The organism is Nocardia abscessus, assembly GCF_015477775.1.
Classification (GTDB): Bacteria; Actinomycetota; Actinomycetes; order Mycobacteriales; family Mycobacteriaceae; genus Nocardia; species Nocardia abscessus_A.
Genome location: NZ_JADLQO010000030.1, coordinates 24,256 through 43,671, shown reverse-complemented (window position 1 = coordinate 43,671; position 19,416 = coordinate 24,256). Strand labels below are relative to the sequence as shown.

Annotated in this window: 24 protein-coding genes; 16 read left to right on the top strand and 8 right to left on the bottom strand. The window is 64.9% G+C overall.

What is annotated here, in order from left to right; all coding sequences use genetic code 11:
- The first annotated feature begins 5 nt into the window (after nucleotides 1-5).
- Nucleotides 6-434 (top strand): hypothetical protein, encoded by a 429-nt coding sequence (locus IU450_RS38115; RefSeq protein WP_195154570.1) that lies wholly within the window; start codon nucleotides 6-8, stop codon nucleotides 432-434.
- Here IU450_RS38115 and IU450_RS41535 read toward each other — a convergent pair.
- From IU450_RS41535 to IU450_RS38095, 4 genes are all read right to left on the bottom strand, one after another.
- Nucleotides 405-836, bottom strand: coding sequence for a hypothetical protein (locus IU450_RS41535; protein ID WP_195154569.1), 432 nt, complete (start codon nucleotides 834-836; stop codon nucleotides 405-407). The two genes, IU450_RS38115 and IU450_RS41535, sit on opposite strands and share 30 nt — an antisense overlap.
- A gap of 456 nt (nucleotides 837-1,292) precedes the next feature.
- The gene (locus tag IU450_RS38105) at nucleotides 1,293-1,952 is read right to left on the bottom strand and encodes a hypothetical protein (protein WP_195154568.1); all 660 of its coding nucleotides are present in this window, start codon (nucleotides 1,950-1,952) and stop codon (nucleotides 1,293-1,295) included.
- A 116-nt stretch (nucleotides 1,953-2,068) separates the two neighbouring features.
- Nucleotides 2,069-2,881 (bottom strand): ricin-type beta-trefoil lectin domain protein, encoded by an 813-nt coding sequence (locus IU450_RS41530; RefSeq protein WP_416382945.1) that lies wholly within the window; start codon nucleotides 2,879-2,881, stop codon nucleotides 2,069-2,071.
- Nucleotides 2,882-3,657: 776 nt separating this feature from the next.
- Entirely contained in the window at nucleotides 3,658-3,906 is a 249-nt protein-coding gene (locus IU450_RS38095) for a hypothetical protein (RefSeq protein ID WP_195154566.1), read from the bottom strand.
- Between IU450_RS38095 and IU450_RS38090 the strand changes: the two genes are divergently transcribed.
- The 5 genes from IU450_RS38090 (at nucleotide 3,856) to IU450_RS38070 (ending at nucleotide 8,473) form a co-directional block, all read left to right on the top strand.
- On the top strand, nucleotides 3,856-4,644 hold the full coding sequence (locus tag IU450_RS38090; protein ID WP_249645300.1) for a class I SAM-dependent methyltransferase: 789 nt from the start codon (nucleotides 3,856-3,858) through the stop codon (nucleotides 4,642-4,644). The two genes, IU450_RS38095 and IU450_RS38090, sit on opposite strands and share 51 nt — an antisense overlap.
- 104 nt (nucleotides 4,645-4,748) lie before the next feature.
- Entirely contained in the window at nucleotides 4,749-5,090 is a 342-nt protein-coding gene (locus tag IU450_RS38085) for a hypothetical protein (protein WP_195154564.1), read from the top strand.
- Between the two features lie 397 nt (nucleotides 5,091-5,487).
- The gene (locus IU450_RS38080) at nucleotides 5,488-6,765 is read left to right on the top strand and encodes a lipase family protein (protein WP_228835705.1); all 1,278 of its coding nucleotides are present in this window, start codon (nucleotides 5,488-5,490) and stop codon (nucleotides 6,763-6,765) included.
- Between the two features lie 42 nt (nucleotides 6,766-6,807).
- Nucleotides 6,808-8,004 carry a PucR family transcriptional regulator gene (locus tag IU450_RS38075; RefSeq protein ID WP_195154562.1) on the top strand — a complete coding sequence of 399 codons (1,197 nt, stop codon included), beginning with the start codon at nucleotides 6,808-6,810 and terminating at the stop codon, nucleotides 8,002-8,004.
- A 289-nt stretch (nucleotides 8,005-8,293) separates the two neighbouring features.
- A complete protein-coding gene (locus tag IU450_RS38070) occupies nucleotides 8,294-8,473 on the top strand; it encodes a hypothetical protein (RefSeq protein WP_195154561.1) in 180 nt (59 codons plus the stop codon).
- 126 nt (nucleotides 8,474-8,599) lie between these two features.
- On the opposite strand, the gene ligD is transcribed toward IU450_RS38070, so the two are convergent.
- Nucleotides 8,600-9,562 (bottom strand): non-homologous end-joining DNA ligase, encoded by a 963-nt coding sequence (gene ligD / locus IU450_RS38065; RefSeq protein WP_195154560.1) that lies wholly within the window; start codon nucleotides 9,560-9,562, stop codon nucleotides 8,600-8,602.
- A 290-nt stretch (nucleotides 9,563-9,852) separates the two neighbouring features.
- Here ligD and IU450_RS38060 point away from each other — a divergent pair, with 290 nt between their 5' ends.
- The 5 genes from IU450_RS38060 to IU450_RS38040 all read left to right on the top strand — a co-directional run bounded on the left by IU450_RS38060 (nucleotide 9,853) and on the right by IU450_RS38040 (nucleotide 13,444).
- Entirely contained in the window at nucleotides 9,853-10,374 is a 522-nt protein-coding gene (locus tag IU450_RS38060; RefSeq protein WP_195154559.1) for a hypothetical protein, read from the top strand.
- 295 nt (nucleotides 10,375-10,669) lie between these two features.
- Nucleotides 10,670-10,825 (top strand): hypothetical protein, encoded by a 156-nt coding sequence (locus IU450_RS38055; RefSeq protein WP_195154558.1) that lies wholly within the window; start codon nucleotides 10,670-10,672, stop codon nucleotides 10,823-10,825.
- Complete coding sequence (locus tag IU450_RS38050; RefSeq protein ID WP_195154557.1) at nucleotides 10,822-11,217, top strand: hypothetical protein; 396 nt, start codon at nucleotides 10,822-10,824, stop codon at nucleotides 11,215-11,217. The genes IU450_RS38055 and IU450_RS38050 overlap by 4 nt, the downstream gene beginning before the upstream one ends.
- Before the next feature lie 135 nt (nucleotides 11,218-11,352).
- Nucleotides 11,353-12,585 (top strand): DUF1173 family protein, encoded by a 1,233-nt coding sequence (locus IU450_RS38045; protein WP_195154556.1) that lies wholly within the window; start codon nucleotides 11,353-11,355, stop codon nucleotides 12,583-12,585.
- Nucleotides 12,586-12,844: 259 nt separating this feature from the next.
- Nucleotides 12,845-13,444 carry a hypothetical protein gene (locus tag IU450_RS38040; protein ID WP_195154555.1) on the top strand — a complete coding sequence of 200 codons (600 nt, stop codon included), beginning with the start codon at nucleotides 12,845-12,847 and terminating at the stop codon, nucleotides 13,442-13,444.
- A 96-nt stretch (nucleotides 13,445-13,540) separates the two neighbouring features.
- Here the strand turns inward: IU450_RS38040 and IU450_RS38035 are convergent, their stop codons facing one another.
- A complete protein-coding gene (locus tag IU450_RS38035) occupies nucleotides 13,541-13,735 on the bottom strand; it encodes a hypothetical protein (RefSeq protein WP_195154554.1) in 195 nt (64 codons plus the stop codon).
- 95 nt (nucleotides 13,736-13,830) lie between these two features.
- Complete coding sequence (locus IU450_RS38030) at nucleotides 13,831-14,211, bottom strand: hypothetical protein (RefSeq protein WP_195154553.1); 381 nt, start codon at nucleotides 14,209-14,211, stop codon at nucleotides 13,831-13,833.
- A gap of 496 nt (nucleotides 14,212-14,707) precedes the next feature.
- Here IU450_RS38030 and IU450_RS38025 point away from each other — a divergent pair, with 496 nt between their 5' ends.
- The 5 genes from IU450_RS38025 (at nucleotide 14,708) to IU450_RS38005 (ending at nucleotide 18,035) form a co-directional block, all read left to right on the top strand.
- The gene (locus IU450_RS38025; protein ID WP_195154552.1) at nucleotides 14,708-15,739 is read left to right on the top strand and encodes a hypothetical protein; all 1,032 of its coding nucleotides are present in this window, start codon (nucleotides 14,708-14,710) and stop codon (nucleotides 15,737-15,739) included.
- A gap of 293 nt (nucleotides 15,740-16,032) precedes the next feature.
- Nucleotides 16,033-16,374 (top strand): hypothetical protein, encoded by a 342-nt coding sequence (locus IU450_RS38020; RefSeq protein WP_195154551.1) that lies wholly within the window; start codon nucleotides 16,033-16,035, stop codon nucleotides 16,372-16,374.
- Nucleotides 16,375-16,539: 165 nt separating this feature from the next.
- The gene (locus tag IU450_RS38015) at nucleotides 16,540-17,148 is read left to right on the top strand and encodes a hypothetical protein (protein WP_195154550.1); all 609 of its coding nucleotides are present in this window, start codon (nucleotides 16,540-16,542) and stop codon (nucleotides 17,146-17,148) included.
- A gap of 13 nt (nucleotides 17,149-17,161) precedes the next feature.
- Nucleotides 17,162-17,344 (top strand): hypothetical protein, encoded by a 183-nt coding sequence (locus IU450_RS38010; protein ID WP_195154549.1) that lies wholly within the window; start codon nucleotides 17,162-17,164, stop codon nucleotides 17,342-17,344.
- 232 nt (nucleotides 17,345-17,576) lie between these two features.
- Nucleotides 17,577-18,035 (top strand): hypothetical protein, encoded by a 459-nt coding sequence (locus IU450_RS38005; protein WP_195154548.1) that lies wholly within the window; start codon nucleotides 17,577-17,579, stop codon nucleotides 18,033-18,035.
- Between the two features lie 280 nt (nucleotides 18,036-18,315).
- On the opposite strand, the gene IU450_RS38000 is transcribed toward IU450_RS38005, so the two are convergent.
- The gene (locus tag IU450_RS38000) at nucleotides 18,316-19,314 is read right to left on the bottom strand and encodes a tyrosine-type recombinase/integrase (RefSeq protein ID WP_195154547.1); all 999 of its coding nucleotides are present in this window, start codon (nucleotides 19,312-19,314) and stop codon (nucleotides 18,316-18,318) included.
- Between the last annotated feature and the right edge of the window lie 102 nt (nucleotides 19,315-19,416).

Sequence of the window (19,416 nt, the reverse complement as noted above, 5' to 3'; positions counted from 1 at the left end):
GCCCCTTGTCTCGCCCCGCCAGCCGCTCTGCCCAGCTGACAGACGAGCGTCGACGCATCCGCGACGCCGCCGAGCGCCTGCTGACCGGCGCACCGCACCGCAGCAACGGCACCCTCACCATCTCCACCCTCGCCACCGAGGCCGCGCTGTCTCGGCAACGGCTCTACGAACACCACCCCGAGCTCGTCGCCGAGTTCAAAGCCAAAACCGGCTACGCGCCGGCGTTCGCGAACGCCGTTGCCCTGCAACAGCAACCCACTGACGCACATGATCGGATACGCGAACTCGAAGACCGCGAACGCGAACACCTCGACCAGATCAAAACCCTCTGCGCGGTCATCACCGAGCTCACCCACGAAACCAAAGCCAGCAAACTGGTGCTGCTGCCGCCGCGGCGGGTGGACTCATCCGGGCCAACCGACGTCCTCCGGTGAGCGGTCGGTGCGGATTCCCCGGAAACTCGGATGCCGCAAGATGCCCTCGGCGGTCATTTCACGATATTCGACGTCGGCGACGAAAACCGGATCCACCCACCGGGCCCAGCGCTCGACCGCGGCGGGTGCCCGCGCATCGAGTGGGCTGGTCTCGCGGGTAATCTGGTCCAGGGCGTTTGCGCAGTGTCCGGCGGGCCGCGTAGCTGAATCCGGTGCCGACGCAACCGGTGCATGGCAAGCTGCCGTGGCTGTCGTGGCCGGCGACGACCAACGAGCCGAACAACCGCGTGTTGGCTCCTGATCCGGGTGCTGGTAAGCCGAAATGTCAGAACATGTCGAATGCCGGGAACCCCGGTCCTTCGAGGGTATATTCGATGACCCGCACAGTCGTCGGATCGGCACGTTTGCGGTGACCTTTCGCCTCTACGATCTCCGACAGATACGAACCGTCGGGCAACTCCTCGACCGCCAGCAGGATGAGGTGGGATCGTATGCGTCACAACAGATCCGCTCCGCCCGAGCACGCTGCTCGCCACAGTTGCACACCGGTAGAACCACGATCGGCCAGCAACAGATCACCAGGACCCAGATGCTCGAACAGCTGACGGGCCGGCACCGGTTCGGCGGTCGTGAACGAGCCCAGCGCCCCCGCGGTGACAAACACGTCTGCTGCCCCGCCCGGCCCCAATCGGCCGCCACACGATCCACCAACTCCGGCGGAAACGTCCGCGTCGACAGCCCGACCGCGATGCGGTCGGGCAATCGCTCATCCGTTTCCGGCTTGACCTGACCAGGTCTCGGCATCCACACACCTCGGCCGCAGACCTATCAGGTAAAATCCTTAAGTCACTGGTTGGGCTAACAGGTCGACCATTCTTCATCACTCAGTTCGCGAGTCGTTGCTTGAATAGTTGAAGCCTTACCGTCTGTTCCATCCGGGACAGCTTTGAAGATACCAGTGCGGATCCGATACTTCTGGTTAATAGGCCCGTCGGGGTAAGTTTGCATATATGGAGTCTCCAGGTACCCATAATAGATCCTCATGATTTGCGCACGTTCGATGAAAGCAATGGTCCCCTCGTTCACCGTCACCTGAGTGCTTCCGCCTTCGGTGTGTGCGGTCTCGGATGAGGCTCCGAAGGCCATATTCGCCACATTCGGGCCGACGGTCACGCCAAAGGTATACGCAGCTCTCGTCTCATCACTCCATGCGACGGTCTGCACCAGGCTGGCCGCGCTGCAATTTTTTGCCGATGAACCCACCTGCTTAAATGACACTCTTGGCGTCTCGAGCACCTCACTGACCCCTTCGACAGTGAATGTACAGTTAAGGCCATGGCTCTCGCATTCCGTCAGTATTTCCCAACTGGACGGATCCGTGGCGCTATATTCGATGATCTCCTCGGCAGAGGCTGTCGGCGTCATTATCGAAAAAATTCCGAGAGTCATGATCGAGATGAGGGCCGCTCGCCGTACGCGCCGCGGTACCGTCGCCGGGCAGGTTTTCATCTTCTCCATCCTCCATGTCTGGTATCGCGTTCCTGGACCGTCTGTAGCCCTGCTGGAAAGTCTCGCCGTAACAATGGATACAGTCGGTCAGGTAAATTCTGTGCTTGGTCTTCGGTAGAGTTGTTCTACTTGATGTGGGCCGGAAGGCGCCACGGCTGCCCGTGGCAGTTCCAAATCCGCAGCTGGGTGCCATCGGAAACATCCTCGGCGTCCAGGCATCGACCCGAATGAGGATTACGGAGCGTAGAACGCGTTGCTGTGCCGCCTTTTTCCCACCGCTGCGCTTCTGCTCCATTGCAGGGCCACAACTGCACTCGCGTGCCGTTCTTCGTGGCGCCACCGTCTACGGCAAGGCATTTTCCGAGGATTTGCAGCGTGCCGTCTGCGTTAACGGTCCACCTCTGGTTCGCTCCCCCATGGCAAGGCCACAACACAATCGGTGTGCCCGCGGCATCTGAGCCCTCGTAAACGTCCATGCACTTGCCGCCGGGCCCGATGACAGGGCCGGTCCTAGGGAGGCTCCACTTCTGGTTCGCCCCGTCGTGACATTCCCAAATCTGAAGCCGGGCACCGCTATCGGTGGAGCCGTCCACGATATCCAGGCACTTACCCGTCTGCACGTTACGCAGCCTCGATCCGTCCGACATCCACTGCTGTCTTTTTGTCGCGTTGCAGGTATACAGATGGGTCAGGGTTCCACCCCCGGTTCCGGTGCCGACAAGGCCGAGGCATTTGCCAAGAGCGGTCAGGGAGCCGTCAGGCTGAACCACCCATTGCTGGTTCACTGCGCCGGTACAGTCTGCCAACACGATCGGCGTACGATCTGCTGAGCCGTCCCCGCTCACGGCCATGCATTTACCAGCCGCCCCCACGACAGGGCCGGTAGCCCAAGAGTTATCAGCCCGCGCTGACGGGTCGGACAGCGCCAGAATAACCATAGGAGCCGCACACACCGCCGCTGCCAGCTTTTTCAGTCGGTTCATTCTTCCACCTCTCCATTGCGCTAACCTCTGCAATCGCGGCTGCGAATAACGGCGGTCGTGAACGAGCCCAGCGCCGCCGCGGTGATCGCATGCGTGCCACACTCGGCTGAACCAGAACTCTTGAATGTTCTGGTCGGCTCAGCCGAGGATGATCGAGTCTCGCCTGGGTGGTTCCGCTGGGCGGTGCGCCTCCAGCCACATGTGAACTGCTTGGGCGACCCCGCTGAACCAGCGGCACGCGGCGCTGTCGGGCGATCACCCGGAATTTGTCCATAATCCGGGTGGGAGGAAGGTCGTGAACGGCTCGGCCCCCGCGGTGTCGATGATTTTAGCTCGCGCCTTCCGGCGTTGGCTTGTTCCACGGCGGTCTGGATCTCGAGGCCGAACTGGCCTGCTCTGGCCTTCAGCTGTTCGTGGAGCTGTTCGGGCAGCTCGGTGACGATCTTCTCTCGGTCGGAGCTGCTGGCTGGAAGACCCATGATGGACACCTTTGCCGAGTAGTGCGGGCGACTGCGTGGTATCGGACCCGCGGCCATCATCCCTTTGTCGGGCATGAACGGCCTCTGTGGATATTACCGGCCGCACGCCGCTTGTTCGTGGGAATCATTGTGCAGCGTTGTGTTTCGCGGACGGAGGTCATATCGGCCAATGTCGCGGCGAGCAGAGCGAGCATCGAGCGGACAGACTGTTCGGTGGCGCAGTCATCTCGGTCACCGGGTGCAGGTTGGTGGTCAGTCGGTCCGTGGCGGGACGTGCCGGGGATCGATGTCGCGTAACCCGTGCCAGACCGGGTGGCGCAGGAAGCCCTCGCGGGTCCGTTCGGCGACCGCCACAGTACCGACCAGCCGGGGCTGCACCCAGACCACACCCTGCGCGGCGGCGCCGTTGACGACCGGCGGCGTGTCGCGCTGCAGCGCAATGAGTCTCACGTGAAGATCGGCCAGCGCGGCACGGGTGTACCCGGTGCCGACGTTGCCCACCCACACGAGGTCGACGCGGTGATTTCGTGCCTGACGTTGTGCAGTGTCGGTGATCAGGCCACCGCGACCAGGCCCGCTCGGCGCCGGGCTGTGTCCACACACAGCGCGCGGCCGAACGGCATTCTCGGAAGGCTACTCGGCCGCCTCTGGATATACGAGACCGCCGCGATCAACGACCAGGCGATCGCATTACTGGCGGCCTCGCCCGGTGACTCCGTGCTGGACATCGGGTGCGGCCCGGGTCGAGCGGTGGCCGAAATCGCCAGGCGGGGCGCCCGAGTCACGGGAATCGCCCCCGCCTCGGGGATGATCGCGGAGGCATGTCGCCGCAATGCCGCGGCGATCCTCGCAGGCCAAGTCGACGTGCTGCACGGGCACGCCGGGGCACTGCCCGTGCCGGAGAAGTCGTACCAGGCCGCCCTGACCGTGCACACGATCTATTTCTGGGACGACCTGGACGCCGGACTACGCGAGATCCGCCGCGTTCCGACGCCCGGCGGCCGACTGGTCGTCGCATTCCGACCAGCTGAACATGGCCTCCCACGCCGCCTCGACCCGCAGGTATACCGCGGACCGACCACCAACCAACTTACCGATGCACTACGCCAGTCAGGGTTCACCCGAACCACTGTCGAGCAGGGCGAGCACACAACGATCGTCGTCTCCCACGTCCCAGACGACCAACAGCCCGAACCGTTCGCGCACGCGACGAACACCGTGCCGAAACCGGCAACATGACCACCGACCCAAGCAGCCCGGAAACTGCACGATGATCTACACTCGCACAACGAGTTTCGACACCACTGTCGGGCAGTGAATGGACCGATGTCGATGCAGCAACAATGCTGGAGCTGGCGCGGGAACATCGATTGGAAGGCATCGTCAGCAAACTGGCGACCTCTCAACCGGATTACGCCCCGCAGATCGGCGAACGAGTATCTGAACGCGTCGTCCTGCGGGAACCCCAGCGGGATGGCCCGCCTCAGGGGGTTCAGCAACGGATCGACGAACGCGTCGACACGCAGACCCTGCCGGTGCCTGGTCATCCGGCTGCACCATACCCCGCCGGCGATGCGCCCTGGCCGGACACCGCACTCGCCCGGCCAGGGGTGTGTATTTCGGGACCCACCGAGTGGGATTTCGCAGCGAGCGCAGACCCGGCAACAACGCGCAGACGCAGCTGATCGGCACCGATCAGGCCGCCCGGTCAGCTCTCCGGCTCCGGCGCCCGGAGTGGCGGATGTGCAGTATTCGGAAGTGTCATATTCGCCAGTTCATCGGATACGTTGCGCTGCAACGCATCCGATGACGCTAACCCCACGCCTAGGTGGCTCGAATCGAGCGATAAGCGGCATGAGCGCGCATCTGCCGTCCGACACGAGCGGGACAGCCGATAGTGCGCGTGCACAAATGCCGGCAACCAGCGCTGGAATCGTGCCGAAGACCCAGGACGGACCGATGCGATGTTCTTTACCTCTGCGCCGCGAGGCTCTCGATTTATGTAGCAACGATGCTGGAGGTTTTATGGGCACGTCCCGGTTGCGATACCTGACCATCGCGACGATATCCGCGGTAACAGTCATGGCCGGGGCGGGAACCGCGGTGAGCGATCCCGCCGAGATCGGCTTTCCCGCCGATCAGAATCAGCTGCCGCAGCTGCCCTCGGAACCGCAAATCTACGACCTGCTGCCGATTCCGATACCGGACGAGGACCCCTGGTACAACGACCCCGAGGACATCGCCTCCTACGCACCGGGCCAGATCGTGCGCACCCGCGAGGTGCAGACCCGGTTGGTCGGCCTCCCCGTCCCGGTCTACACCAAGCAGATCTTGTTCCGCTCCAACGACGTCCACGACAACCCGATTGTGACCGCCACGACCGTCGTCGTGCCCGGCATCCCGTGGCAGGGCAGTGCGCGGCCGGTGGTGTCCTTCCAGGAGGCCATCGACTCCACCGATTCGTCTTGCAATCCGTCCTACACGCTGCAGACCGGCACCATGAAGGAGTCCACGCTCGCCGTCTCCTGGCTCGCGCAAGGATTCGCGATCAACATCCCGGACTTCGACGGCAAGTTCAACACCTTCAACACCTACGCCGAGGGCAAGATGGTGCTGGACAGTCTGCGTGCGATGAAGAACGACCCGGGACTCGGTCTCACCGACTCGGGAATCGCGCTGTACGGGTACTCCGGAGGCGGCTCCGGCTCCATCCGGGCCGCCGAACTGCGCGCCACCTACGCCCCCGATGTCCGGCTGCTCGGTACCGCGCTCGGCGGCGCGCCCGGCGACCTGGTCGCCATCGCGAAGTACGGCATGTCGCCACAGACCGGACTCGCGGGTATCGGCAACTTCACCATGTGGCTCGGCTTCGTCAGCCTCAGCCGGGAATACCCAGACGCGTTCCGGCCCGAGGAGTTGCTGACCGAGGAAGGACAGCAACTCCTGAGCGACTTCCAGTCCCGCTGTGTGCTCACCATCGCGCCGTCGGGCATGTACCGCCCGATCAGCGCCTATTTCAAACCTGGCAAATCACTGGATACCGAACCCGAGATCCTTCGAGTACTGCAAGATAACAGCCTCGGCAAGTTCATTCCGGACAGCCCAATCCTGTGGTGGCACGGCATCTGGGATGAGGTCGTGCCGCCATCGACAGTGCTGCCGACGGTGAACAAGTACTGGGAGAACGGTGCAAATCTGCGGTTCATCACAGTCCCCCTGCCCGAGCACGGGGTCAACGCCGTCACCGGCTGGACACCGTCGGTGGCCTGGACCAGTGCCGTGCTGCGTGGGCTGCCGCCCGGCCCGACGTTCAACCTGGGATACCCCGCACCACTGCCCGCAGGCTTCCCCGGCTCTTGACCAGTTCCGTCGACGCGGGTCCCCGCGGTCTCGGGAGGACACATGAGGCAGAGGCATTCCACCGAGCTCGACATCCCGCACGACGAGCGGTGGCAGCAGATGGTCGCTCGGGCACATGCCCGAGCGACCAGTTTGGCCGCGACCTTGCAGACCGATGATCTGCTGCCACATTCGATGCTGGACGCTGACTTCGTACCCAGCGTCCAGCTCAACATCGCGCTGTTCTTCGGGTCCTTGGCCTCGGGCCGCGAGCTGTCCAGGGCAGACACGCAACCGCTCGTCGAGCGGGCGCTGCGGCTGATCCGCGACGGCATGTCCCTCGAGGAAATCCTGGCCAACTACCGGATCGGGACCGCGTTCCTGTGGAACCAATGTGTCCCGACACTCGAACCAGACGAGTACCCTCTCCTCCCACAGCTGGGTCTGCGTTTGACCAACTACCTCAGCTTGGTAATCAGCCATATCGCCACCGTCGTGGTCGAGGACAGCAGGCACCCACGCTGGGACATGCTCGCCCGCCAAGGCGAGATCGCCGCAGACCTCCTCGCCGGCCGTGAGGTCACCGAATGGACGGACGCACCCGATATCCCCATCGCGCAATCGTTCCTCGTCGCCGCGGTGCGGCTACGCGAACCCGCCCCCGGCGCCCTCACCACCCTGCGCAACCGTCTCGGACTGCTGACGGGCACGTTCCTATATCGCGACAACGGCGGCTGGATCGCGCTCGTCCCCCTGCATCTGATCGACGAATCCGACCCGGCGGCCGGGCTCGCCAACCGACTCGGGCTGCCCCGCAAACCGACTCGGCCCGAATACTGGATCGGCGCCGCGGTCGCGCCCACCCACGCTGACATACCCCGGTCCTATACCGAAGCGCGCACCGTCGCCGAAACCGCGCGCGCCCTGTCCTGGCCAGAAACCATCTGCACCCGAAACCACATGATGTTCGAATACTCCGTAGCCGCGGGCGGAACGACACTTCCCACCCTGGCGGCCCTGCTTGATCCGCTCGCCGATCACCCCGCGCTGCTGGAGACCCTCGATGCCTTCATCGAGGCCGAGTTCAACCACGCGGCCGCCGCCCAAGCACTGTTCATCCACCGCAACACGGTCACCTACCGACTCTCTCGCATCGCGGAAATCACCGGCTACGACCCGCTGGTACCTACCGGCGTCTCCACACTGATGGCGGCCCGTGTCGCACTCCGCATCGTCACCGGCGATCCACGCTCTCACTGATTCGAATCTTCGCTCGCTTCGTCCTGGGGCGGCTTCATTTTCTGCCTGCGGCAGCTGCCCCATTGAGAATCACGCCCGGCGACAGCACAGTCAGCAGGTTGAACTGCACACTGTCTCCGTCGCACGCAATTCGGCATTTCCGGACATCCTGCGCCGCAGTCGATCTCGCTGCGATCCGAGCGCTCAGCGGCATGAGCGCACCCTCGGCTGGGTACAGCCAGTTTGGCCATGATCTCCTGGCGGCCCTGCTCGGTGAAACATCGACTCCCGATGAGCCGATTCGATCAGCGTGGAGTCCAATCACGCACCTGCCGTAGCTTTGCTCATCGGAATTCTCGTGCTCACCACCCTCGTGGTGGTGACACTTCGGTGGCGCGGCAAGTCCTGGCTTGTGGCGGTGCTCGGTGGTGTGGCCGCGGTGGTCATCGGCTACGTCGTGGGCCTGGCGGCGATCTTTCTGATGTGGTGAAGACCGTTGCCCACGGAGTCGATCACCGTGTTCGCGCCCGAAAATCGGTGCGGTTTCAGGCGGCCATCGCAACACCTCGTAAACGCAACATAATCGGCATTATCGTGCGTTGCGAGCACGAGCTGCTCAGTTATCTGGAGCGGGCAGTTTTACCTCGTGCACCTCTCGGTCCGGGCGCAAACCCCGCCAGCTGGGATGCCGCAAGCTCGAAGCGGTCCGCTCCCGGTAGGCGACCTCACCTACCAGCCGCGGATTCACCCAGCGCGCGGCGCCGACCAGTGAGGCGGGCGCGACGCCGGTGACCGGCGGAGTCGGGGTGGCCAGGCCCAGCAACTCGCGGTGCAGCGCGCGGCGGGCGCTGCTGCTGAACCCGCTCCCGACCCCACCCAGCAGGATCAGCCGTTGGTCGGCGTCGTGGGCGGCGATGAGCAGGGATCCGAACAGCGGATTCGCGCGGGTGGGCAGCCAGCCGACCACCACCACCTCGGTGGTGCGCCGCAACGGCAGTTTGAGCCAGGCCTGGGATCTCCCACTGCGATACGACGCGTCGATGCGTTTGGCGACAACACCCTCGAGCCGGTGCTCGGCGGCGACTTCGAGCATCCGCGAGACCGGGATGTCGAGGTAGAAGGGGCTGATTCGGATCGGGCCGTGCGGCAACTCCAGCTGCGCCAGCTGCTCGCGGCGAGCCAAATACGGCAGGTCCCGCAGGTCGCGGCCGTCGACGTGCAGCAGATCGAAGACGTAGGCCTGGGCCGGAACCGTGCGCAGCAGGGTGCGGCTGGCCCGCCTCACCCCCAGGCGCTGGCTCAGCAGCGCGAACCGCGGGATCCCGGCGCGGTCGGGGGTAACGATCTCGCTGTCGAGGACCAGCTCCCTGCCAGCCGCCAGGGCGATCAACTCTTCGGCGATCTCCGGAAAACTGTGCGTGATCGTGTTGCCGTTGCGGGTGATCAGACGGCAGGTATCGCCGGCGATCCGGGCAAGGCACCTGATGCCGTCGTATTTGAATTCATAGGCGTACCGCAGGTCGTCATCGGCGGGAACCGGGCCTGCCGTCGCGAGCATCGGCGCCGAAACGCGCGCCACGAGCGGTAGCCTACCGGTATAACAAACCAATCGGTCTTTAGGGGTGGGTCGGCACCGGTAGGCGTGGCAGCGGCGTCCAGGTGCGAACACCGGGTAGCCCGAGACTTGGCAGCGATGGAGCCCGCGCGCTGCGTTCCTCCGGTGTGTGACAGCATCGGGTCGGCGCCACGATGCACCACTCGCGGAACTGCCCCGCCCTACGAACCGGCAACTAATCTGCGGTTGTTCGCCCAGGTGAATATGCGCCGCTGTCTATCGCCACGGCGTGCAGTTCTCCTTACTCGGCCGGGATGAGATCCTGGCCGACCACTTCGCCGCTGCCCGGCCGCAGTCAGCTGACCCCAACGGGTCGCCTCACCATCGGCGTGTTGCCCGTTAGTCCGGTCAATAGATCCCCCTATCGGCCGGGAATCCGGTCGCCGACGTGGGTGAAGACTCCGCTGCGCCAAGCCGCCGACGTCATCGTTACCGGTTGGCTCCCCGGCCGCGGACGCTTCAGCACCCTTTTCGGATCACTCGTGCTGGCTGCCTACGACGGCAAGGGCAGATTGGTTCACATCGGCAATGTCGGCACAGGCTGGACGATGCGCGCCCGCCGAGCCCTACAGGTCCGGCTGGACGAACTTGCCCGCGACACCGACCCCTTCGACCTACCGCCACAGGGGTGGTTGACCCGGCACGCGCATTGGGTCGAACCCCGGATCGTCGGCATGGTCGAATATCGCGAGGTCACAGCCGAAGGGCTGCGCCACCCGAGCTGGCGAGGAGTAAGGCCGGACAAACCTCCTCGTGAAGTCAAAACGCCTCTGTAGCGGTCAACGCGGTGTGCGCACCTGTCGCGCACTGGCTCCTCCGATGCGGGAGTGGCAGGGCAAACCGCCTTGCACCCGAGGGTATCGCCACCACCGCGCCGATGATTCCGGGCCCGCTCTGATGCGTAGCCAGCTGAGGCGAAGCCAAGCCATCGTCCCCCGACATCGACTGCGATCGCCGGAGCTACCCGCCCCACAATCCCTTGCGGTGTGTTGAGCCAGCCCCAACTCTGCCGAGGTGCTCGACAGATTGCACGACTCCCGCAACGAGGGCCGAACTCGTATCATGGCCACCATGAGCGAGCAGGTGGTCGCAGAATGGGACAAGCAGGTGCAGCAATGGCACCGCGACAACGGTGCGCCCACCTCTGACCAGATTGCCAAAGCCGAAGCGCTTGTCGACGCTTTCATGAAGCGCCAAGCTGGCCGCGAAGCCCGCCGCGTCGCGTGACCCATGCCAGCACCGCGGCGGCCGGATTCATTATCGACGCGACCGCCATCGCTCAAGCGCGCTCCAATATTTTCCTTCAAACCCTGATCCGGACGAACCTTGCTCAGGATCGCCGCATCGTCATTCCCACCACCGCGCTTCTGCAAGCGGCCAGCACCGGTCGCATCACAGCAAGAGAGCTCAACCACCGCGGAATCACCATCGTCGCGCTGACCGAAGCCATCATCGATGACATCGGCGCGATTATGCTCAGCGCTACTACGTCGGTCGATCAGCACATTGCCCACGCGGCCTATAAATCCCGTGAGACGGGGTTCTACCCCATCGTGACCGCTGACCCCTGGGCCTATAGCAGCCTGCCCTTCCCGCTCGATCTCGAGCCGCTGCCCTGATCCAGCCTGACGGGTGAGGCTCGACGCAGGCAACGACTCCGGCGGCAGGGTTGGTTCTGACGAGGACCTTCCGACACCCTGTGCGCGCTACGGTGGAGGGTTCGGCAGTCACTGTGCAGCACCCTCGGAGCGCGAATGGCGGATTACCGCGAGGACGTACGTTTGGCGGGTCGAGGGTTCGTCCTGGCCGATCTGCGTGAGGACCCCGGTCGATACAGCGCGTTTTTCCTGCGGGCTCGGGCGGAAGATGGGCATGCGGTGTGTTTATGTAGTCCTTCGGGTTTGCGGCTGGTGATCCGCTGTTCACGTGCGGGGCGTCATCACCTCGCCCGGTGGCCAGGCGAAGGGCAACGCCACGCCCCGAGTTGCCCTTTCCATGAGATGGACAAAGAGCTGTCCGGGCGAGTGGTCTACGGCGAGAGCGCGATCCGGGAAACGGTGCAGGGTGTATCGATCCGGCTGGAGATCCCGCTCGTAACCGGCTCCCCAGCTGCGTCGACCGGCGGCTGCGTCTCTCCTGGCGAGTCCGGACACGTCCGGCGGAGTGTCAGTTTGTTCGGATTGTTGTGCTGGCTGTGGGAGTCCGCTCGCCTGAATGCGTGGCATCCAGGTCTGCGCCGCCGCGGCTGGGCCGACTGCTACGCGGCCCTGCGTGATGAGGTTCGCGATGCCACCATCAATCGGATCGAGTTGGGCCGCGCTTTGTATATGGTCGCGCCCTTCACCCCGGATTCGGCGGAGGCCAACGCTGAAGCCTTCGACCGGTTCCTGGCTGGATTGACCGGAGGGCGGCGCGGGTTGGTGCTGGGGGAACTGGTCGACACCACGCCGACCGGCCGGGGCACCCCGGCGAACCCGGGCAGCATCCGATACAAGCTGGCGCACAACCGCCGCCCGCTTTATGTCGGTCATCGCTTGGACGAGCGAGCGCGACGGTCGTATCGCTCTGCGTTCTCGAAAGCGGTGCAGCGCATCGTTCATCGCCGGATCGTGCTGGCGGTCGTCGAACGCTCGCGTGGCGGGCACGCGACTGTCGTGGATGTGGCGGTTTTGCTGACTTCACGCCAGTATCTGCCTGCGGATTCCTCTCACGAGGTGACCATGGCCGCCGCGCTCGTCGCCGCCGGGCGGTCCTTGGTCAAGCCGTTGCGCTACGACGCCGAGGAGTCGGTGGTGTTCCCGGACTTCGTCCTGACCGATTCACTACCAGCCACGGTGGTCGAGGTTTGGGGCTTGCCTGGGAGGGCGGACTACGAAGCCCGCAAGGCCATCAAACTGACCGAGTATCGAGCAAGCGGTGTGCCGTTGATCGAATGGACTATCACCGAACCCATCCCCCACATCGCTGGACCACCTTCCCCGCGGTGAGCGAGCCGCGGACACCTTTTCCGGCTCTCCCCCGTCATTGAGCTGGGCGGATTTGTCGTCGGTGTCGGTCGGCGTGTCCGAGCGCAATCGTTCGCGCTGGCGGCCGCCGCAACAGGTCTTCACCTGCGGACGGCTGACCGTCTCGTTGCATCGAGCAGCGCTGATGTGGTGCTGAGTTGCGGGGAGGAAATCGACTCGAAGGCGGCTTGCCTCGGGCGTAGTCTTGTTTCCCGGATCAACCAAACCCCGGGGAGTACGAATGCGGCCCGACATCTGCCCGGCCTGCCAGAGCACACATGCCGTTGTCAGCTTGCGGGCTGTTCACCAGCAAGGCACCGGCACGATCGAAACCCACAGCACCCACACTGGTTTCGGTGTCACCTCTTCTGGTGGGTTGCTGCCGGTCACGGGCACGACATCGACTGTTGCGGTGCATACCACCGCCTTGGCGGCGCAGACCGCCCCCGCGCCGGCGCAGCGGTCCACCGCTGGGCCGATCGCTCTGGCGTTGGTCGGTGTGGTCGCGTTTATGCTGACGTTCCCGCTGTTCGGGCTGGTGTTGGCGGAGGAGGCCCGCCAAGGCGGTGACGTGGTTGTGAAGACAGGAATCTGCCTGGCTGTATTCGGTTCCCCGGCGGTCTTGGGTTTTCTGATCGCTGCTGTACGGGCACGGGCCAACCGGCGAATCGCGCGCAGCACACCGACCGCGCTGGAGGTCTGGCATAACAGCTGGTATTGCGGCCGGTGCGGTGGCTGCTTTGTGCCCTACACGAAATGGCCCGACGCGCTGCCCGCCCGCCAACTCATGGCGCCGCGGGATTACCAGCAGCGCCTGTGGCGCATCGCCGGATTCCGCTGAAGGCACCACATGGTCGGGATTCCCCGGCAGCGCGCCCAGTGCACTGTTGGGCTGCTTCGACCTGCTCGGATGTCGGCAGTGGGTAACGACACTCGGTCACTGGCCGCCACCGAGTTGCTCGCGCAGCTGCTGCTCGGCGGTCTCGAGCAGTGCCCGGACACGGCCGTAGGCGGCCAGATAGTCGACGGCGCTGGGTTCGGTGCCCGCGCCGGCGCGGGTTTGTGCCGCATGCTCGGCCTGCTCGCAGATTTCTCGTTCGGCCTCACCGACCGGTTTCGGCCCGGAGCCCACCCCATTTCGCGGGTAGAACGGTCGGTTTGGTCTCTGTGGTGCCGGGACGCCAGTGCGTTCGGGGATAGTCCGCGGCTGTCGGAGCGTGTTGGCTCCTACCGCTCCCGGCCACGGTCTTCGCGGTCTCGCAGCGTGCGGGCGATGGCGTTGCCACCGGTGTAGTCGCTGAGGGCGCTGCGTTGAGGGGACAGCACGGTGGGGTGCTGGGCGTCATGAAGCTCACGGGCGCGTTCGGCAGCGGCCACATTGCGCGCCGTCTGCGCACGCGTATCGGCCGCGGTCAGACGGGTATCGGCTTCGCGGCTTGCCATGTTGAGCGTGTAGTACCGGTGACCAGCAGGTACGGAGATCCGCAACTCGTAGTCGAGCTGGTCGAGCTCCTCGCGAAGTGTGCGGATCTGCTTGGGCTCGGGATCGTGCCCTAGACGCTTGGCGGTGTCGATAAGGTCGATGTACCGCTGTTCGAGGCTGTGCATCCGGGCCCCCAGATTCGAGATGTCGACTGAATCAATCCACGGTATGCGGAAGCGATTGTGGGCAGCAAGGTTTCGCCACTTCTCGATCGGACCGTTCGGAGGTGCTGGCAGCGCTCATTCGAGTCGGAGGCGATCACCGCCCCGGACCTTGCTGCCGTCGAGCCCACCACGCTCGAGAATTCGAACCCTGCTCGCCAGAGGCGAATCCGACGAATCATGCAGCAACCCGCCCGCGTAGGAGCAGCTTCGACGCGGGCGCGACGGCCCCTGCGCCGCGGCGCGCACGGACGAGCGAGTAGGCGATCCGCCCGAAACCCCGACGCCGACCCCGGCTACATCGACCTCGGCAGTGCCGTGTTCGCGCCGCTGACCGACATCCAGATCATCCGGCTGCTGCCCACCGCACGCCGACCATTCCGACGCATTCAGGCCGCCCGCGTACGCGCGGCGAGCGATCCCCAGCAAGCCCCCGAACCGTTCCTCCAAGGAGCCCCCGATGTCGACGCATGACCCCGGGCAGTTCGCGCGACTCATCGCGAACCTGCACGCCGCGGTGACGTTCACCGACGACCTTGTCATGGTGCTGGCCGCCGCCATGAATCTTCGACCCGAAGACCTCACCGAACTCATCGACCACGCCGAGACGCTGCGGCATCACGGGTTTGCCCGGACCAACGGCGTGACGAGCGCAAAGGTCTACCGCGGCAGCGGCCCCACCGACAACACCGCACCAGAGAACTCCGCCCCGACATACCAGCACGCACCGACACCAGCGGTGCCGCTACCACGCTCGGCGCTACCACATTCACCGCTCGGGCCGCCCGCGCCCGTCCTGATCAGTATCAACCACGCTGTGCTGGCCGACTGCCTGCGCAACGCCGCCTGGCTACGAACGGTGCCGACAACTGCCCGTGGCTGGAATCTACGCTGGCGCAGAAATACTCGGCTCATCATCGACGGCCTCGTGGCGCACGACGGCGTCTTCTCAGCCAACCTACCCAGCGGTCTGCCGGTCACACTGCGCTACGACGACCTGACCGACCCGGTCGGTGTTCAGGTGTGGGCGCAGACCGGGACCGACGACGCCCCGTGGGGTGTGCGCCTGGCCACCGTCGAATACGAACACGGCCTGCACTACGCGGCCGACACCGACACCCAGGCCGAAGCCGTCGCAGCGTTCCTCACCGACCTCCTCGACCGCCTCAACGACGACCTACGCGCAGTGCGCCTGGTCCTCGCAGCCGACACCACACCACCGACCCCCGATGATCCGGAGCAGCGCATCGAACTGGTGGTGTTCCGTGATCCCGACGCCGGCACCGACGTCGACTTGTACATCGACGGCCGCCACCAGGACCGAGTCGTGGAATACCACATCGACCCCGGCCGCGGCAGCAGCGACGACGCCGACCAGCAGCGCGCTGGCCGCGACCGCGACCTCGCCGAAGCCTCTCCGGCCGCGCGCGTACGGCTGCGCGAGCTCCACCGCGCCTACCCGATCGAGCAGATCCCGCCGGCGCGCTCATGACCGAGCACACCGGACCCGGCCATCAACCCGTACGACGCAGAACCAGGGTTCAAACCCTCAGTGCGACCGAATCGCAAGCTCACCGTACCGACCGCCGCCTGACCCCGCACTCCGCATGGCACCCAACAACCCGGGGCACCCTCGCGCACCTCCTCACAAGCATTGCGGACACCCCATCCCAGGCGCCGCACGCCCGCCGCCACATTCACCCCATGCGAGCCGACCAACAATGCCGCGCGGAGGTCGCCGCCCACCGCCGATAACCCTCTCCCGCTACCAGGAATGCCAACCCAATGCTGACCAACTCCGAATTCGTCACACTAGTCACCGATATCGCCATCCGTCTCGACGGTGCCTGGAACCTGAGCATCAGCAGCGACGGATCAGCGACCCTGTTCGGCGTCGACCATGAGCGCGTACACATCAACGACGGCGACCACAGCCACCGCCGTGCCGACGCGGGGAAGTTGCTCGTCTCGGTCGAAAACTACCGCAGAGCGGGGCTTTCGCACGGCCACAGCGACGCGATCCGGGTGAGCAAGACGAAGGCCGCACAGCGGATCGTCGAGGAGATCACGCAACGACTCCTCGCCGGATTTCGTGCAGAACATGCACAGCCACGGCGTCTGGCGTGACCTCACGCACCCGAGGGCACGAAATCCCTGTCCACGAATCAACCGAAACGGACTTGTGTGTACCCCCTTCCTGCCGAGTACACCCTGACCCGAGAGACCTGCGGCCGCTATTCTCGTCGTGATTCGACGCTGCGGTACCGCCATGACCGCCTTGAGGAGTCCGCTGTGATCACCGCCGAGCACACCACCGGCCTGCCCGCCGGATGGAGTATCCGCATTACCCCGGTGACGGACGCCTGCACCGTGACGTTGGTCGATGCCGACGGCATCGACCGTCGAGCAACCGTGCACCCCCGCGACAGCAACCGCGATGAAGAAGAAATCACCGTGCACCGCCTGGCCGACATCGCCGATATCGCCCTGCGCGCATGTGCCAGTGAGCTGGTGACCCGTCACCGCGACCGGCTCACCACTGGTGCAGAGGTATTCGTCGCCTTCCGCCGGACCGTCGGCAGGATCGACCACCTCACCCAGCGCCTGGACTCGACGATCACAGGCCTTCGTACCGAGGTCTACCTCGACCTCGACACACTCAGTGTCGTCACCAACCTGTGCGCCACCTGGCAGGCCACCGGCCCGGTGTGCAGCCTGATCACGACGTGGCTCACCGAAACCGGCCGCGGCGACGAGTTGCCCGCTGGCGTTACCGCCGAATTCGACGAGGACGATCCAGCGCTCACCGTGTCCCTTGACCAACCGCAGGCCGAAGCATTCTTCACCTGGTACAACACCTACACCGAACCCGAAACCTGTAAGCACACGGCCGCGTCCTAGAACTGAACGCGCGATGCCCGGCGAGATCAGTCCCGGCACCTACCGCGCCGCTATCACCTACCAGTCACCGACACCGCTGTTCGACAGCGGCGCCCAAGCAGCTGCCCACGGCCGCGAACAGATCAATCGCCCAAACCGCCTCGCACGCCGCCTGATCACCAAAATCCTGCGCCGCCGCAGCGACCTCACCCACTGAATCCACAAGCCAGTAGCGAGCCGGGCACGATCACCGAAATGCCGGACCCCCTCACTCTCCGATTCCACCACTCAGCCCTATCGACACCCCTCGACGCGGTCAGCCCGGCGCGCCAGCAGCAGTGAAGCACCGGTGACTCGCTCCATCACCAACCGTCGGGCCGCGACAGCTAGGCCCCCGAGTCACTGATACTGGTGGCGTGCCTTCTGACAGATGCCCCGACTGCGGACGTGTGCTCGACGAGCACGACCGCCACCGAAAATTCAGGCTGCCGGAGCCGGTGTTGCACGCATCACAGCCGGTGCCCGCCCCGGCTGTGTGGATGAGCGGCTCGGATTACGGGGATTCGGAGTTGCTTCAGGTGCAGCAGATCGGAACGTTCGCACGCGCGACACTGCCGGTCGAGCTGACTGGCGGTTACCGCCTCACCTTCGGAGTCTGGCTGCTGGTTCATCCCGCCGCATTCCCATCGATCTGCGAAAACTGGTGGGGCCCGGGCTATCGTGAGCTGCGCATCGAAGGCTACCTGGCGAACGAGATCCCGCCGTGGGGAATGCTGACATCACCGGTCGAGGCGATCGTGAAAGACCCCACCCAACTCCCGGTGTGCGTAGCATCCACGGATGGGTTGCTGGCTCGAGTGTTGCAGCAGCAGTGGCCGCACGACGTCGTGTTGGATTCGATCCCCTGAAAAACTCATCAGCAGCCCGTTGCCGCGGGTTCGCCGTGATTCCGGGACCTCCGTGTCGTGCTGCGCTGGCGCCGTCGCCGGGCTGTGGACCGCCGCAAGCAACACGGCACCGGTCAGCCTCCAGCACGTCGCACCGTCAACATTCACCCGATGCGCCATCCGGTGTGACCGAGCCGCCGCCAAAGCCCGCCGATCAACGATCTCATCGTTCACGCGTCAGCGACAGAACGCGGTGCCGAAGGATAGCCGCGATCATCAGTTTCCGAGGTAGCCGAGCCTGTCAGAACTCCATACGCAACTGCTCCACCGCGCCCACAGCAGCCCCAGACCGGCCACTCGCGGGCCTACGACGCTGCGGGCCGGCGGGAACACTGGCCGCGCGCAGGGCTCGCACTTTGTCACGATCCGGCTTGGACCGGCCCATCAGATAGGCGACCTCAGCCAGTTCCCGACCCTCGAGCAGAAGATCCTGCTCGAAGGTGTTGCGCAGCACCCCCGGAGACAAAGCCGAAGCCAAGCCCGCCGCCGCACCGATCTCGGCCACGATCTCCCCGACCCGTCGTGGTGAAAGCCTCCTACCGCTATGGCCGAGGAAGAACGCTGTGCCTTTCCTGCGGCCCAATACCTTTCGCCGGGCAGCCGCCCACGTCAGCTGAACCCGTCGCGTCCCCGCATCCAACGGAATAACCCGATCCGTGTCACCCGGGCCGGGCGCACGCACCCAACCGGAAACAGCGTCGACGTGAATGTCGTCTTCATCGAGGTTGGCCAGCTCTTCGCGTCGCAGACCGGTTTTCAACAGCAGCACGAACACCGCGTAGTCGCGCGGTGACCTGGTGGCCGCCTCATCCAGACACCGACTGCGCTGCCAAGCAGTCAACGTCGCTGGCACACCCCGGACCACGCTCACCGCCGCCACCTGCGGTTTCCCCAACCCCCGCCAGGTGTAATAGGAATCAAGCGCCGCCAGCGACACATTGTGCGTGGAGCTAGCCAAACCCCGCTCGACATCGAGGTGACTAAGATACGCCGCCACGGCGCGGTCGCGGCCGGTCTGCGAACTCAGCGCATCGATATACTCCGCGCCAGCCGCCTTCAGCCACCCCAGAAACGCCCCCGCCCGCTCCAGGTATGTTGTCTGCGACGCCGACGCCAACATACTCGCCGCAAGCCAGCGACGAAACAACTCCTTCTCCTCCGCCCAACCACCATCACTGCCCGGCTGCTCACCGAACACACCACCGTCACGAAAATCAGCCGCAGCGACCCCACCAGTCACCAGCCATCACCTCCTCGCCGTCCTTGCTAAGAATCGCAGGGCCCACCGACAAAAACCGGCATCCATTAGTGGCGAAAATCGTTTCTAGCGCCGCTACTAATT

What these genes read in the sequence shown, in the direction of transcription:
- IU450_RS38105 (WP_195154568.1), bottom strand. Translation starts at nt 1,952, where the DNA reads ATGGAGAAGATGAAAACCTGCCCGGCGACGGTACCGCGGCGCGTACGG.
- IU450_RS41530 (WP_416382945.1), bottom strand. Translation starts at nt 2,881, where the DNA reads ATGGTTATTCTGGCGCTGTCCGACCCGTCAGCGCGGGCTGATAACTCT.
- IU450_RS38085 (WP_195154564.1), top strand. Translation starts at nt 4,749, where the DNA reads ATGCTGGAGCTGGCGCGGGAACATCGATTGGAAGGCATCGTCAGCAAA.
- IU450_RS38080 (WP_228835705.1), top strand. Translation starts at nt 5,488, where the DNA reads ATGGCCGGGGCGGGAACCGCGGTGAGCGATCCCGCCGAGATCGGCTTT.
- IU450_RS38075 (WP_195154562.1), top strand. Translation starts at nt 6,808, where the DNA reads ATGAGGCAGAGGCATTCCACCGAGCTCGACATCCCGCACGACGAGCGG.
- IU450_RS38060 (WP_195154559.1), top strand. Translation starts at nt 9,853, where the DNA reads ATGAGATCCTGGCCGACCACTTCGCCGCTGCCCGGCCGCAGTCAGCTG.
- IU450_RS38055 (WP_195154558.1), top strand. Translation starts at nt 10,670, where the DNA reads ATGAGCGAGCAGGTGGTCGCAGAATGGGACAAGCAGGTGCAGCAATGG.
- IU450_RS38045 (WP_195154556.1), top strand. Translation starts at nt 11,353, where the DNA reads ATGGCGGATTACCGCGAGGACGTACGTTTGGCGGGTCGAGGGTTCGTC.
- IU450_RS38040 (WP_195154555.1), top strand. Translation starts at nt 12,845, where the DNA reads ATGCGGCCCGACATCTGCCCGGCCTGCCAGAGCACACATGCCGTTGTC.
- IU450_RS38030 (WP_195154553.1), bottom strand. Translation starts at nt 14,211, where the DNA reads ATGCACAGCCTCGAACAGCGGTACATCGACCTTATCGACACCGCCAAG.
- IU450_RS38025 (WP_195154552.1), top strand. Translation starts at nt 14,708, where the DNA reads ATGTCGACGCATGACCCCGGGCAGTTCGCGCGACTCATCGCGAACCTG.
- IU450_RS38020 (WP_195154551.1), top strand. Translation starts at nt 16,033, where the DNA reads ATGCTGACCAACTCCGAATTCGTCACACTAGTCACCGATATCGCCATC.
- IU450_RS38010 (WP_195154549.1), top strand. Translation starts at nt 17,162, where the DNA reads ATGCCCGGCGAGATCAGTCCCGGCACCTACCGCGCCGCTATCACCTAC.